Annotated in this window: 15 protein-coding genes; all 15 read right to left on the bottom strand. The window is 40.1% G+C overall.

Annotation, left to right across the window (positions count from 1 at the left end; genetic code table 11):
• Nucleotides 1–30 precede the first annotated feature (30 nt).
• Genes CXY28_RS00385 through CXY28_RS00315 form a run of 15 tightly spaced genes read right to left on the bottom strand, consistent with a single transcriptional unit; the run spans nt 31 to nt 13,786 of the window.
• Nucleotides 31–606: a ComF family protein gene (locus tag CXY28_RS00385; RefSeq protein WP_100979120.1), complete on the bottom strand. Its 576-nt coding sequence runs from the start codon at nt 604–606 to the stop codon at nt 31–33.
• Nucleotides 594–1,169, bottom strand: coding sequence for a dTMP kinase (gene tmk, locus CXY28_RS00380; RefSeq protein ID WP_100979119.1), 576 nt, complete (start codon nt 1,167–1,169; stop codon nt 594–596). Before tmk ends, CXY28_RS00385 begins: the two co-directional genes overlap by 13 nt.
• A gap of 3 nt (nt 1,170–1,172) precedes the next feature.
• The gene (gene coaD, locus CXY28_RS00375; RefSeq protein ID WP_024118156.1) at nt 1,173–1,646 is read right to left on the bottom strand and encodes a pantetheine-phosphate adenylyltransferase; all 474 of its coding nucleotides are present in this window, start codon (nt 1,644–1,646) and stop codon (nt 1,173–1,175) included.
• Nucleotides 1,646–2,209 carry a UbiX family flavin prenyltransferase gene (locus tag CXY28_RS00370; RefSeq protein WP_100977379.1) on the bottom strand — a complete coding sequence of 188 codons (564 nt, stop codon included), beginning with the start codon at nt 2,207–2,209 and terminating at the stop codon, nt 1,646–1,648. Before CXY28_RS00370 ends, coaD begins: the two co-directional genes overlap by 1 nt.
• A gap of 9 nt (nt 2,210–2,218) precedes the next feature.
• Nucleotides 2,219–2,875 carry a flagellar basal body P-ring formation chaperone FlgA gene (gene flgA / locus CXY28_RS00365; RefSeq protein ID WP_100979118.1) on the bottom strand — a complete coding sequence of 219 codons (657 nt, stop codon included), beginning with the start codon at nt 2,873–2,875 and terminating at the stop codon, nt 2,219–2,221.
• Nucleotides 2,872–4,917 (bottom strand): DNA helicase UvrD, encoded by a 2,046-nt coding sequence (gene uvrD, locus CXY28_RS00360; protein WP_198542578.1) that lies wholly within the window; start codon nt 4,915–4,917, stop codon nt 2,872–2,874. Before uvrD ends, flgA begins: the two co-directional genes overlap by 4 nt.
• Nucleotides 4,917–7,451 carry a tetratricopeptide repeat protein gene (locus CXY28_RS00355; RefSeq protein ID WP_100973968.1) on the bottom strand — a complete coding sequence of 845 codons (2,535 nt, stop codon included), beginning with the start codon at nt 7,449–7,451 and terminating at the stop codon, nt 4,917–4,919. The genes uvrD and CXY28_RS00355 overlap by 1 nt, the downstream gene beginning before the upstream one ends.
• 9 nt (nt 7,452–7,460) lie before the next feature.
• A complete protein-coding gene (gene serS, locus CXY28_RS00350) occupies nt 7,461–8,708 on the bottom strand; it encodes a serine--tRNA ligase (protein WP_100979116.1) in 1,248 nt (415 codons plus the stop codon).
• Entirely contained in the window at nt 8,709–9,506 is a 798-nt protein-coding gene (locus CXY28_RS00345) for a carbon-nitrogen hydrolase family protein (RefSeq protein ID WP_100979115.1), read from the bottom strand.
• Nucleotides 9,507–9,509: 3 nt separating this feature from the next.
• Nucleotides 9,510–9,788, bottom strand: coding sequence for an exodeoxyribonuclease VII small subunit (locus CXY28_RS00340; protein ID WP_100979114.1), 279 nt, complete (start codon nt 9,786–9,788; stop codon nt 9,510–9,512).
• A gap of 9 nt (nt 9,789–9,797) precedes the next feature.
• The gene (ubiE, locus tag CXY28_RS00335; protein ID WP_100979113.1) at nt 9,798–10,538 is read right to left on the bottom strand and encodes a bifunctional demethylmenaquinone methyltransferase/2-methoxy-6-polyprenyl-1,4-benzoquinol methylase UbiE; all 741 of its coding nucleotides are present in this window, start codon (nt 10,536–10,538) and stop codon (nt 9,798–9,800) included.
• 9 nt (nt 10,539–10,547) lie between these two features.
• Entirely contained in the window at nt 10,548–10,994 is a 447-nt protein-coding gene (gene hemJ, locus CXY28_RS00330) for a protoporphyrinogen oxidase HemJ (RefSeq protein ID WP_000395091.1), read from the bottom strand.
• Between the two features lie 8 nt (nt 10,995–11,002).
• Nucleotides 11,003–11,575, bottom strand: a complete 573-nt coding sequence (locus CXY28_RS00325; protein WP_100971506.1) for a YigZ family protein — start codon at nt 11,573–11,575, stop codon at nt 11,003–11,005.
• On the bottom strand, nt 11,562–12,692 hold the full coding sequence (locus CXY28_RS00320) for an ABC transporter permease (RefSeq protein ID WP_100979112.1): 1,131 nt from the start codon (nt 12,690–12,692) through the stop codon (nt 11,562–11,564). Before CXY28_RS00320 ends, CXY28_RS00325 begins: the two co-directional genes overlap by 14 nt.
• On the bottom strand, nt 12,689–13,786 hold the full coding sequence (locus CXY28_RS00315) for an ABC transporter permease (RefSeq protein ID WP_100979111.1): 1,098 nt from the start codon (nt 13,784–13,786) through the stop codon (nt 12,689–12,691). The genes CXY28_RS00320 and CXY28_RS00315 overlap by 4 nt, the downstream gene beginning before the upstream one ends.
• Between the last annotated feature and the right edge of the window lie 10 nt (nt 13,787–13,796).

The raw sequence follows: 13,796 nt of genomic DNA, 5'->3' as shown, positions 1-13,796 counted from the left end.
TTTTATCCTTTTAAAAAATAAAATTATAACTCATTCATCCGCGCTGCAAAGCGCGATCGCAAAGTGCACTTTTGTGTTTAGGGCTTTAAGGTGTTTTAGGGCTTCTTTTAGGGTGGTGCCGGTGGTGATAATATCATCTAATAAAAAATAATCTAAATTCTCATCGCCTTTGAAGGTGAAATCCCGTGGGTTGTTGGCGCGAAATTCCAAGCTTTTCCCGGCATACGAAACAGCATTATTAGCCCTTAAACGCCCGTAAGTGGGTTTTAAATTGCCTTGGCAAAAGCCTTTTAGAAGCGCGGCTGAATGCGAGTAAAAGGATTTGATTTTATCATCAATGGCGATGCCATAAAGGGAGGTATTCAAGCCTTTTTCTTGTAAGATTCTCACAAATTCCGCGCCGGCTTTTTGAGAAAGCAAGGGCAAAATGCGAGAGCCAATCAGCGCGTATTTGCTTTTAATGAGTTCTTCTATTTCGCTATAAGCGTAAAAACTATACACGCTCACGCCCTCTAAAACCCTTACTTTTAAATTTAAGGGCAAATCGTTTAGGCAATTTGGGCAAAGAGGCTTAAGAGAAAGCTTCAAACAAGTTAAACAACGCATTCAATAAAGGCCGCGATTTTTTCGTGCAAGTTTTTAGCGCTTTCTTTGGCGTCTAACTCCAAAACTTCGCACCCGAATTTTTCTCTTAGCGCATAAGCGTGGGTTTTGATCTTTTGCTGGATTGTGAGTAATTTTTCTATGCCTTGGTTTTCTATTTTGTCTAAACTTTTAAAGCTTAAGCGCTGTTTTAAGCCCTCTTTATCGATCACTAAAAGAATGATTTTTTCAGGCAAGATACTTTGAGTGGAGAGCAGGTTTAATTCTAGGCTTGAAAATTGGCTATAAGCCATGCCAGAAATCAAACTCCTGTCGCTAATGATGAGCTTTTTTTCTTTCAATGCCGGTTTTATCACGCTTTCTACATGCTCAGCCCTATCGCTTAAGAATAAAAACGCTCTGGCCAATTCGCTGATGTTTTCATTTAAAGCGATATGCCTTAAACTCTCGCCCATTCTCGTCCCCCCTGGCTCTTTGGTAAAAAGGGCGTTTTTAAACCGGTCTTTTAATAATTCTATTTGAGTGCTTTTGCCCGCACCATCAACGCCTTCTAACACCACATACATTTTTTAAACCTTTGAAATCAAAGGATAAATTTCTTTAGGCACTAAATGGCTCGCATCGCCCTTATGCGCGATAATGGATCTCACGATAGAAGAGCTGATGAAAGCGTTTTGTAAAGTGGGCATGAAATACAAGGTCTCTAATTCGTGATTTAAGGATTTGTTCGCATAGCCCATTTGCAATTCGTATTCAAAATCGCTCACCACCCTTAAACCCCTAACTAACACTTTACAATGGTATTCTTTAGCCAGATTGGCTAACAGCCCTTCAAACGCCACGCATTCTACATTTTTAAAACTTTTAGTGGCGAGTTGCATCATTTTTAAGCGCTCATCTAAACTAAACATGGGGTTTTTAGCGCTTGAATGCGCCACAGCGACAATGAGCTTTTCAAACAATTCGCTGGATCGATGGATAATGTCTATATGCCCGTTAGTGACCGGATCAAAAGTGCCTGGGTAAATGCCGATTTTTTGCATCAGTTCATTCCCCATCGTGGGTATAAGTCATTTTCTATTCCCAGGCTGTCAAACCACTTCCCCACTAAAAAATCTTGCATCGCTTCTAAAGTCTTGCTCTGGGTGTAATAAGTCATCACCGGCGGCGCAATGATCGCATTAGAATGGGCGAGTTTGAGCAAATTTTCCAACATGATAGCGCTTAAAGGCATTTCTCTAGGGGCAATGAGTAAGGGGCGCTTTTCTTTAAGCATGACAGAGGCGCTCCTAGAAATCAAATCCCCCCCAAAGCCATGCGCGATTTTAGCCACCATGTCCATACTCGCCGGAATGATCGCCATTTTATGGATACCATAACTCCCTGAGGCGATGCTCGCATGGATGTCTTGCTCGTTAAAAAAAGTCGCGCTAGGCCGTAAATCTTTCATGGCGTTTTTAAGGTTGATATTAGATTCTTCTAACGCCACGACATGCGCGTTTTTAGACGCCACGACAAAAACTTCAATTTCTTTAGGTAATTTTTCTAAAAACCGCAAGGATAGGGGTATCCCGCTTGCTCCACTGATGCCTAAAACTAATTTCATGAATATCCTTTATAAGATTTGCGCTTTAGAGCTGCTCAACACTTTTGCTTTTAAGATTTTATTGCTTTCTAAATTTTTCGCTTGAATGATTTGATTAAGCGCACCATTTTCTAGGGCTTTTAGGCTTATTTCTATGTTGATTTGCCCCTCTTCATACACCCCGGTGATGATGTCGTTTTTACGCACGATGATTAAAGCTTGGGTTTTATCCATGCTTAAAAGCGTGTTAGGGGGGATAAAATGTTTCGCGCTCACTCTATCAATCGCACCCTCTAATAAGGGGTTAGAAAGCGCGCCAAACAAAACGCGCTCTTTTTTAGTGTTGTTAGCGGTGATGTTCTCATCTTTTTTAATCGCCTCTATGCTTTTAAAAGCTTGCATGCTGCCTATCACGCTATAACGCACCGGTAGGCGTAAATTAGGCTCATTTTCCAATCTTAAAAACACGACCCCATCTTTTTTAAGCTTGTTAGAAGCGTTCAATTCATAGCTTAAAATGGAAGCGTGAGAAAAACGCTCCGGGATTTCTAAATTAATGGTTTCAATTTCTAATTTTAAGTCTTTGTATTCTTTGAGGTAAGTTTCTTTAATCTCTGTTTTAAGCGCGTTTAAATCCAGGGCGAAGAGCGCGTTTAAACAGATAAAAAAAAGGGTTAAAATTTTCAAAACTCGTTATCCACTTTTTCTACAAATTTTTCTGAGATTTTATCATAGACATTCCCTCCGCAATTGATTTTCAAGCACAAACCGCTCAAGCCTTTTTCTACGCCTAAAACCCTCCCAGTGCCAAAAATCTTATGCCTGATCAAATCCCCCACTTTAATGGGTGCGTCTTTTTTGAAATCTTGTTTAGGGGGGTTGTCTTGTTGGAGCAACTTGGCTTCTTCTAAAAACACAGAGGGCGAGCAAGAAATTTTCCTCCCAAAATACGAACGCTCTTTCACATAAGAAAGTTGCAATTCTTCTTTAGCCCTAGTGATCGCTACGTAAGCCAAGCGCCTTTCTTCTTCCAAATCGCTTTCTTGATTGAACCCCCTATGCGGGAAAAACCCTTCTTCTAACCCGATCACAAACACATGCTTAAACTCCAAGCCCTTACTCATATGCACGCTCATGCAGCTCACTTTTGGCGCGTTTTCTGTATTATGGACATCTAACACGCTTTCATTCAAAAAATCCAGTAAAGAATGCGTGGGGTTAGTTTTAAAATGCTCTTTTAGCAAGGTTAAAAGCTCTTTAACAAAGCCCTCTCTTTCTTCGTAATTGTCTTCTTTTTCATAGCTTTTTAAAAGGTTGGTTTCTTCTAAAAACTGAGCGCAAAACTTCTCTACTGAAATTTCAAAAGCCTCCCTCAAACGCCCTATCATAGTCATGAATTTCTTTAAAGCGTATTCGTTTTTAGGGTTTAGTTTGTCTTTAAACGCCCCAAGTTTTAGCGCTTCTTCTAAATTCAAATCCTCTTCATCTAAAAGAGAAAAAATCCATTCTTGAGTGATCTTGCCAAGGCCTCTTGGGGGCTTGTTTAAAACGCGCTTGATAAAAAAGCGATCGTCTTTTTTCGCCACTACATGCATGAACGCCAAAGCGTCTTTAATCTCGGCTCTTTCATAGAAACTCACCGCCCCAATAAGCCTATAGGGGATATTCAAAGCGTTCAAGCTCTCTTCAATGCTGCGGCTAAGCCCGTTTAAGCGGTACAAAATAGCGATATTTTCTAAATTCTCGCCCTTCTTTAAAAGGGCTTTGATTTGATAAGCCACATCCAGGCTCTCTTCTTTTTGTGTCAAATATTCCTTACAGACCACGCTTTTATGCGAGCCTTTGAAACTTTGAAGCGTTTTAATATGGCGGTGTTGGTTATGGCTAATCAAAGAATTAGCGCACGCTAAAATTTCAGCGCTGGAGCGGTAGTTGGTCTCTAATTTCACTATTTTAGCCCCTTTAAAATGCTTAGAAAAATTTAAAATATTAGAAATATCCGCCCCCCTAAAACCATAAATGCTCTGATCGTCATCGCCCACCACGCACAAATTATGATGCGCGCAACTCAATTGTTTTAAAAATTCTAATTGCAAGGCGTTCGTGTCTTGATACTCATCTACCATAATATAATGGTAGCGCTCGCTAGTCTCTTTGGCGAGTTTTTCATTATCTTGTAAAACCTTAAGACTTAAAAAAAGCAAATCGTCAAAATCCACTAAATTGTCTTTTTTGAGCGCGTTTTGATAAAGCTCATACGCTTTATAGCATTCGCTATCTTGCGCACTTAAATCCATCATGCCGTTTTTGATTTGAGAAATACTGGCTCTAAAGCTTGAAATTTTGAGCTGTTTGCACAGCGTTTTCACTTCATCGCTATCTAGCACCGAAAAATCGCACGCTCTTTTTAAAAGGCTCATGTGTTGCCTTAAAAACAGCAAACCAAAACGATGGAAAGTGCAAAGCAAGGGGGGAATAAGGGCTTGGTTTTTTAATAATTTCAAAGCCCTTTCTTGCATTTCTTTACTCGCTTTATTGGTGAAAGTGAGCGTTAAAGTGTTCTCGCTAGGCACGCCACAAGCGCCAATCAAATACGCCAAACGGCTCGTTAAAGTCTTAGTCTTACCGCTCCCAGCTCCCGCTAAAATGAGCAATGGCCCTTGAATGTGGCTTGCAGCGATTCTTTGCGCTCCGTTCAAATTGCCTAAAATGCTTTTTTCAAAATCCATCATTCTAAAAACTCGCCCTTTTCTTCTTGGTTTAAACGCTCTTTTAAAAGGTTGGTATCAATTTCAAAATCAAAATAGGGCGAAGAAAAATCAGAGGTTTTAATGGCTAAAAAATGGTTTAACGCTGATTTCAAGTCCCCTTTTCTTTGATACAACAACCCCAAAGCGTAACGGATATTTTCATTATTCGGATCGTCTAATTTCCCAAGCTCTAGCCATAAAGCGGCGTTATTGTAATTATTCTGTGCGATATAAGTTAAACCCGCTAGGATTTTTAAGCGCACTTCATTATCCTTAAGCCCGCTAATTAAATTTTGATACAACGCGCCCGCTTTTTCATACTGGCCTTGAAACAAACTCACTAACGCTAAATTTTCCAACCAATCGTTAGGGGCTTCGCCTTCTTCTAAACTGGCGATTTTTTGCTCTAATAATCTTTCTTGATGATCCAAATCATTGACCATAAATCCCATGTAAGTGTAGAAATGACGCCCTAAAATGGGCCCTTGCATGGTTTGATCCCAACTGATTTTACGCGAATCTAAAAGGGTGTAAATGCTTAAAGTGTGCCGGATGCTCGCATCATAATACGAGACGATTTCATAAAAAATATTAGAGATGAGGTCTTTAGGGAGCATTTTTTTTAAATTCCCAAAAGATTGCACCATCAATTTTTTATCCTTGCTCTCTTTAGCGAACGCCGCTTCTAGCGCGTAATAAAAAGGGAGCTTTTTAGGGGCGTTTTTAAGCCAGTCCATATCCCAATTGGTGCGGTAATTCAAATAAGCGATGAGCGAAGAGAGTAAAGCTTTTTGCGTGGGGCTAGAAAAATCCTGACTATAAAAATTCTCGGTGATTTCTCTTAAAAACTCCGTGGTGTCTTCGTGGGTGAAATGCGAAGCTAAAATCGCAAAAACCGCACTCAAATAATCCGCAGAGTTCAAATGAAAAGCCCTTAAAAAATGGAAATAAGCTTTGTGGTAATTTTCCAATTGTGCATAAATCAAGCCCGTATTATAATGGAGGAGCGCGTTATTGGGGCTGTTTTTTAAAGACAAATCAAAAAAAGAAAGGGCTTTTTTTAAGCGCTTGTTTTCTAACGCTTTCAACCCTTTGAGCGCGTTTTTATCCGCTATCGCCATCAAACGCCCCCTTTTAAAAGCAAGGCTTGCCCCCTCTAAATCCTTTTGTGCATCAGAGTCTAAAAGAAACAGCCCCTCTTCAATCACGCCTAAGGTTTCTTTAGAGTCTAAAACCTTAAAAGGAGCGTAATAAAAGAGCAAGCGGTAGATAAAATCCCTTTTGCCTTCAAAATATTGCGTGTTCCAAAAACGCTCTTTGGCTCTTTCTTTATCCAAAAAAACAGGGTTTATCGTGGGCTTGATGGGGTAAAAAGAGTTGGCTAATAGCGTGTCTTCTTTGGTGTGGCTGGCTAATTTTAAGGCTTCGCTCGCTTTAAGGGTGTCGCCTTTTTTCAAACTCACCAATTCCAAAGCCATCAAAGCGTTTAAATCTTTAGGGTAGTTGTGCAAATAATGCTGCAAATGCTCCAAAGCCTGCTTGTAATGGCCCAAACGCGCCTGCAAAAGCCCTAAAGCGAGCTCATCTTGGGCGTTCGCGCTTTTTTGTAATTGCTTATAAGCGTTCGTTTCATCTTTAAACATCAAAAACAATTTAGACGCTAAGCGCGCGTTAGGCTTTAAAAAAGCGTTGGAATTAGGGTGCATTAAGGGCGAAAGGGCTTCAAAATACTCCCCGGCGTAATAGGATTTGAGCGCGTAAGCGTAGGAATAAAAAGACTTTTTATAGTCTTTATACAAAGTGTCTCTCGCAATTTTTAGATAATGATAATACAAATCCGCGTCTTGCAAATGATAAGCGCTCACTAACGCATCAATCGCGCTCACGCTCGCATTTTCTTTAGAAGCGATGCTAGAATCAAACAAATCCAACGCCCCATTAAAGTCCTTTTCCTTAAACTTAATCACCCCTAAATTATGGCTCGCAATCCCTTGCGAAAAAGAAGCGGCTTTGTCAAATAGGTGTAAGGCTTCATCTTTCTGCCCTTGCTCATACAAAAGGCTCGCTTTTTTCATCATCGCATCCACTTGATTCTCATCGCTTCGTTTGAGGGAGTCTTTGCCGATTAAATCGGGTAAGTCTAAATTCTCTATTTGCCCCTCGGCTTCTGTGCTGTTAGCGTTGTTGGTGTTATTGGGCGTTTCGTTATTGGTGGTAGCGGCATTAGTTTGTAAAGAAGCGGGTTGGCTTTCTTTTTTATGCCCTAGCAACAAACTCAAAGCCACAATGAGCGCGATGAGTAAAAGCAATGCTCCAAGTGCGATATAAAGCTTTTTTTTATTGTGTAAGAATGGTTTAAAAAACTCTTTAGAGCTTTTGATTTTATTAATCGTCTGCTCTAAAGCCTGCTTCAAAGAGGGGATTTTAGAATGAATGCCCTTTAAAGGGGTTTCTTTTTCGTTTTTGTTTTCGCCCCCTTTTTCTTCTAATGAATTTTGCTCTTCATTCAGCACAAGCTAGCCTTAAAGGTATTTTTCTAACGCCTTAGGAATGTGAATGCTCCCATCCGCTTGCTGGTGGTTTTCCATTAAAGCGACCATCGTCCTGCCTACCGCTAAAGAAGAGCCGTTTAAGGTGTGCGCTAATTGGTTTTTTTGATTCTCTTTGAAGCGGATTTTGGCTCGCCTGGCTTGAAAATCCCTCGTGTTAGACACCGAGCTGATTTCTCGGTAGCAATTTTGCCCGGGCAGCCACACTTCAATATCTATCGTGTTGCTCGCGCTAAAGCCTAGATCCCCACTGCACAATTGCACGAACCGGTGCGGCAATTCCAAAGCCTTTAAAATCCCGCTCGCGCTCTCTAGCATGCACTCTTGCATCGCATCGCTTTCTTTAGGGTGCGTGATAGCCACTAATTCTACTTTATCAAATTGGTGCTGTCTTATCATCCCCCTTGTGTCCTTGCCCGCGCTCCCTGCTTCGCTCCTAAAACAAGGCGTGTGCGCGGTCATTTTAATGGGGAGGTTTTCAACGCTAATGATCGTGTCGTTGTAGAGATTAGTGAGCGTTACTTCAGCGGTGGGGATCAGATACAAATTTTCATTTTCTATTTTGAAAACATCTTCTTTGAATTTGGGTAATTGCCCGGTCCCAAAAAGCATTTTTTCATTCACTAACGCCGGCGTGTAGATGATTTCAAAGCCATTTTTTTCATTAAAATCCAACATCAAATGAATGAGCGCGCGATAAATTTTCGCCCCAAAACCCCTAATGACAGAAAAACGGCTTTTGGCGAGTTTCACGCCGCTTTCAAAATCAATCCAGCCATTTTGTTGAGCGAGTTCAAAATGCTCTTTGGGTTTGAAATTAAAAACCCTTGGGGTTAAGATTTTTTTAATTTCTATGTTGTCTTCTTCATTCGTGCCTAAAGGGGTTTTTTCATCCACTAGATTGGGGATTATGGAAAGCTTCAAATCAATTTGTTGCTCCAATTCGCTCGCGCTTTTGGAAAGCTCATTCAGTTTGATTTTATTGTTTTCTAGCTCTTTTTTGAGATCGCTTGCATCCACTTTTTGAGCCATTTTGATACCAAATTCTTTAGAAACCTTGTTTTGAAAGGCTTGCAAGCCTTCTAATTCAATGAGCTGCTTTTTATAATGCGTGATGACTTCGCGCAAACGCTCTAACTCATCATCCATCGCATGGTTACGCTTTTTTAAAGAAAGAGCCACCTTGTCAAAATCTTGCAATAAAAATTTTCTATCAATCATTCAACCCTCTTTAATCGTTCTAAAATGCCACAATTTAGCCCATTCATCTATATCGTTTTTATCTATTTGAGCGTTCAAAGCCCCCATTTTACCCTCTAAAGAATCCTCAATGGTGCCATTAGGCAAGGCCACAAAACTATCCCCATAAAATTTCCACAAAAATTCGTTTTTTTGATCTTCTTCTACAATGATTTGGCGATACGCTCCGATTCTATTAGCCCTTACCACCACGCAAGAAGCGCAAAAAGCGCGCATCTGGCACAAAAGCCGCCACCTTTCATTGGATTCAAAAGTGGCCACGCTGCTCAAAAGCACCACATCCACGCCCTGATTTTTAGCCTGAACCCATATTTCATCAAAATGCGCTTCAAAGCCAAACAAAGGGGCGATTTTTAAGCCGTCTCTTTCAAAGACTAATAATTCTTTAAAGGCGCTTTTTTCATTGTCAAAAAAGCTCTCTTCGTCCCAGTGTGGATAGGGAATTAGGCGTTGTTGCGTGTAATACTTCACGCTTTCTTTAGAAATGAGAGCGATTTTTTTATAGATTTTAGAACGTTCTTCTAAAAGCACCGGAGCTGAGATAATTAAGTCTAGTTCTTCGCATTTTTGCGATAAAAACTCCATCGCTCGCGCAGACTGCGCGCTGATTTCACTCACATCCAATCCCATGTTATGGTGGAAAAAGGGGTTGATCACGTATTCAGGCAACACCACCACGCTTTGCTTAGGTATGGAGTTGAATAAGGATTGCATGAGGGTTTCTTTAAAAGACTCCAGCTGTAAAGCAAACACCCGCATGCTTTAAGCCTTTTGGTCTGGCGTTTGGAGTTTTTCATGCTCTAAATAAGCGTTTTCTAAAAGCTTTTGAGCCAAAAACAACTCTTGCATGGCCGTTTTATACAAATCCATCCCTTCTTTTAAAGACAAATTAGAATCATTCAAGCGATCTATGGCTTGCTCTAAGGAATGAACATGCTCTTCAAAGCTTTTTTTAGGGGCGTTTTTAGCGTTTTTAGCGTTTTTAGCGTTTTTAGTGTTTTTTTGGGGGGCTTTTTCGGTTTCAAATAATTCATCTTGCATGGCATTCCTTTAGCTTTTTCTAACAAGCATGGTCGTTGAAATTTGAGCGATAGAATCTTCAGTCCTTACAATCTCAAACCCTGCGTTTTTTAATTCATGCTTCAAACCCTCTAAACTCAAAAACTCTTCAATGGATTGCGGTAAATAAGAATAAGCGCCATAATTCTTACTGATAGCCCCTCCCACTAAAGGCAAAACCTTATTCGTGTAAAACCCTGAGATTTTATCCAGCCATGTGGAGTTGTCTTTTTTTAAAAATTCTAAAATCACTAAAACGCCCCCAGGCTTTAACACCCTAAAAAACTCTTTTAAGGCCTCTTGTCTTTCCACGATATTACGCAAGCCATACGCAATGGAGAGAATATCCACGCTGTTATTTTCAACGCCCTTTAAATCTTTGGCTTGAGCTTGGATGAAAGAAGCTTTGTTTTCAAGCTCTTCACATTTTTTAATGGCTAATTCAAGCATGTTATTAGAGGGGTCAATCCCCAAACATTCCTTAAACTCTATACCGCAATTGAGAGCACTTTTTTGCCAAGCCACAAGCATATCCCCCGTCCCGCATGCCACATCCACAAGCCTTAACGCTTTCTTATTTTCCAAAAACAAAAACGCATGCTCGCAAGCCCTTTGGCGCCATTTAACGTCTAAGCCAAAACTCATCAAACGGTTGGCTTGATCGTAAGAGCTGGCTATATCATCAAACATGTTGATGATTTTTTCTTGCTTGAGGCGATTTTCTTTCTTCATGATTTATCTTTAAAAAGGCTTGACAACCACTAAGATCACAATGAGGATCATTAAAATCGTGGGTATTTCATTAAACACACGATAAAACCTTGCGTTTCTTCTTGTAGGGTCTTTTTCCAGCTCGCGCATGCATTTTTTGCAATAAAAATGATAGGCTAAAAGTAAGATTACTAAAGCCAACTTAGCATGCAACCACCCTCCACTTTTAAAGAGTGTAGGCTCTATCAACAACATTAAAATCCCTGTAATCAGCGTGAAACCCATAGCCGGTGAAGCGATAAAGGAATAGAGCTTTTTTTCTTGGATTTTAACCACGCCTATAAACTCTTTTTTATGCGCGTTTTCTGCATGATAGACAAAAAGGCGCGGCAAATAAAATAACGCTGCCATCCACGAAATGACCGCTATCACATGGAAAGCCTTAACCCATAAAAAATACCCGCTCAAAAATTCCATCATTCTCCCTAATTTATCTTATTTTGCTGTAAAAACGCTTGCAAATTTTCTCTTTCGCCGCTGATTTCCACTTCCACGCTTTGGTTTGAAAAATTCTTTTTGCTTAATTGTAAGCTAAATTTCTTAATTTCACGCTGAAGAGCGTCTAATTCTTTGTAAGAATAATGAACGCTTAAAGTTTCTAACTCCACAAAATCCTTCAAAGCGTCCTCTTTTTGAGCGTTTTCTACGCACAATAACGTGCTAGTAGCATAAGCTTTCATCAAGCCCCCCACCCCTAAAAGCGTGCCTCCAAAATAACGCACGCTCACTAATCCTATATTGATTAAATCTTTTCGCCTTAAAACGCTAAGCACAGGCATCCCTGAACTCCCTTTAGGCTCGCCATCATCGCTAAAACCCTCCGTGATTTTGCCCTCTAAAGAATAGCGGAACGCCGTTACAAAATGCGCGGCTTTAAAATGCTCTTTTTTCAATTGTAAAAGGGTTTTTTCAAAATCATCAAAAGGCATAAGATACCCTAAAAAGCGAGACGCTTTAATCTGGTGCTTGGAAGTGATGAGGTTTTTAAGCGTTTTCACAAGCTTTCTTTAAAGAGCTGAGTTTGAACACGCACCCTATAAAACTCACGATAAAAATCGCAATAAGCACATAAAAATGGATAGAAACATCTACAAATTCCGCATGCATTTGATTCAATCGCCCTAATAAACTGATCCCATGATAAGCTGGCACTATTTGAACAAAAACCTGTAGATAAGAGGGCAAGGATTCAAAAGGCCACACAAAACCCATCATAAAAATCAAGGGCAAAGAAGAGATTAAAACGATTTGAGTGGTGTGGGCTTCATTTTTGATCCATGCGCCTAAAAACGACCCCAAACTCAAGGTCGCAAGCATGAAAATCAAGCTATTCAAAAACACCATTAAAGCGCTCCCATGCCGTTCGATCCCATAAAAAGAAAACAGCGCCCCAAAATACCATAAAATAAAAACGCTAAACGCTGCCATAAACACCAAGAGTCTTGTGCACAGCCTTAAAGCGATTTGCTTTTTATCTAAAAGGGCCAATTCCAAACGCCTGGAGCTAGTAAACATGCTGCTTGCAATGAGCATCACTTGGTGCAAAATGAAAATAAACACGCTAGAGAGCGCGTAATTCAAATACCCCTCACTAGGGTTATACAAGGCAATAGGTCTGATTTTAATCCCGTCTGTCCCTAATTCAGCTTCTTCTATTTGGGCGTTGCGTTTGAACCTTATTTCATCGTTTAAAGCGTTGATGCTCTCCACCACCGCATTCGCTAAGGCGCCATAAATCAAAAAGTAATTGGAATTCGCATAAAAATCTATCGTTACAGGCACTTGTTTATGGATATTGGCTTCAAAATGCGAAGGGATATGCAAGATCCCATAAATTTTTTCTTCTTTTAAAAGCTTTTTAGCTTCCAGCATAGAGGGGCTAAAAAAAGCGATTTCTAACTCGTTGGAGCTTTGCGCCATGAAGGCTAATTGCCTGGAAAGAAAGGAATTGTCTTCATCTACAAGGGCGATTTTTTGCTGCATTACGATGTCTTTTAAATAAGGCAAGGGATAAAGCAAGCCATAGATTAAAGGAGCGCCTATAAGGATTAACAAAACGCCCTTATGAGAAACAATAGCCCTTAATTCCATTAAAAGGATTTTAAAAAAATTCATGCGCTAGCCCTATCTCTTTTAAAAGAAAAATAAAAAATCAAAAGCCCTAAAGCTAAAAAAATCAAAAAGAACACAAGCGGCATTAAAGAATTTAAAGATTCTGTAAAATCCGTCTTATAATAGGCCTCTTGTAAAAAGAACTTCATAAAATGGCTAATAGGCAAGCAATGGCTCCAAAAATCCCCAAAAATTTCCATGTTGTTTTGCGGGTAAGTAACCCCAGCAAACGCAAAGCTTGGAGCGGTATAGACCCCAATCGCGCCCGCAGTTTCAATAACGCTTTTTGAAATACCATAAACCAACACCACAAACCCGCTCATAACGAGCGCCATTAAAACTACCGCCAAAAAGATTAATGATAAGTGTGCATAATGCCCCTGCATGCCAATGAAATTAAAATAAAACGCCATGCCCATCCCCCAAAAACTAAACACGCACACATTCGCTAAAATACTGATTAAAAGCTCGCGCATGTTAGAGGTTTTTTGAATGAAATTGAGCATGCCAATCGCAATGAAAATGAGCCACATGCAAGGCAGCATCACGCTTAAAAGGTATTGCGTGTAATTGTTTTCTTCATTGTATAGGGCATGCAATTGCAAAACAATAGGCATTGCTTGGGCTTTAGCCAAAATCAAATTGGAATCTCGCACTAAAGCTTTGGTGGCTAAGGTTTTAGCGTCTAAAGTTAAAGCGGTTTGTAAGAAGGCGTTTTTGAGCGTTTTGCCCACTAAAACATACTCAGCGTTATAATAAAAGGGCAAATCCACCTTTCGCCCCATTTTGATTTTTTTCTCTAAATCTCTAGGCAAAACTAACGCCCCATACGCTTCAGCGGAGTTTAAAAAGCGTTTGGCTTCTAAAAGGCTAGCCACTTGGTGTTTGATTTGAAGCGCGCTCGTTGCACCTAATTCAAACGCTACCTGATGGCTTGTCGTGGTTTTATCCAAATCCACCACCACAATAGGGAGCTGTCTTGGGATTTCTTGTTTAAAGATTTGCGTGCCTAAAACCCCTAAACAAAAAGGCAATATAAAACACACGACAAACAAGAACTTGTCTTGTAAAACCCATGCGCTTATCAATCGGAACAAAACAATCCTT

The organism is Helicobacter pylori, from assembly GCF_002832345.1.
GTDB lineage: Bacteria > Campylobacterota > Campylobacteria > Campylobacterales > Helicobacteraceae > Helicobacter > Helicobacter pylori_CP.
The sequence above is the reverse complement of the archived record's forward strand: the minus strand, read 5'-3'. Positions and strand labels throughout refer to the sequence as shown.

What these genes read in the sequence shown, in the direction of transcription:
- CXY28_RS00385 (WP_100979120.1), bottom strand. Translation starts at nt 606, where the DNA reads ATGCGTTGTTTAACTTGTTTGAAGCTTTCTCTTAAGCCTCTTTGCCCA.
- tmk (WP_100979119.1), bottom strand. Translation starts at nt 1,169, where the DNA reads ATGTATGTGGTGTTAGAAGGCGTTGATGGTGCGGGCAAAAGCACTCAA.
- coaD (WP_024118156.1), bottom strand. Translation starts at nt 1,646, where the DNA reads ATGCAAAAAATCGGCATTTACCCAGGCACTTTTGATCCGGTCACTAAC.
- CXY28_RS00370 (WP_100977379.1), bottom strand. Translation starts at nt 2,209, where the DNA reads ATGAAATTAGTTTTAGGCATCAGTGGAGCAAGCGGGATACCCCTATCC.
- uvrD (WP_198542578.1), bottom strand. Translation starts at nt 4,917, where the DNA reads ATGGATTTTGAAAAAAGCATTTTAGGCAATTTGAACGGAGCGCAAAGA.
- serS (WP_100979116.1), bottom strand. Translation starts at nt 8,708, where the DNA reads ATGATTGATAGAAAATTTTTATTGCAAGATTTTGACAAGGTGGCTCTT.
- CXY28_RS00345 (WP_100979115.1), bottom strand. Translation starts at nt 9,506, where the DNA reads ATGCGGGTGTTTGCTTTACAGCTGGAGTCTTTTAAAGAAACCCTCATG.
- CXY28_RS00340 (WP_100979114.1), bottom strand. Translation starts at nt 9,788, where the DNA reads ATGCAAGATGAATTATTTGAAACCGAAAAAGCCCCCCAAAAAAACACT.
- ubiE (WP_100979113.1), bottom strand. Translation starts at nt 10,538, where the DNA reads ATGAAGAAAGAAAATCGCCTCAAGCAAGAAAAAATCATCAACATGTTT.
- hemJ (WP_000395091.1), bottom strand. Translation starts at nt 10,994, where the DNA reads ATGGAATTTTTGAGCGGGTATTTTTTATGGGTTAAGGCTTTCCATGTG.
- CXY28_RS00320 (WP_100979112.1), bottom strand. Translation starts at nt 12,692, where the DNA reads ATGAATTTTTTTAAAATCCTTTTAATGGAATTAAGGGCTATTGTTTCT.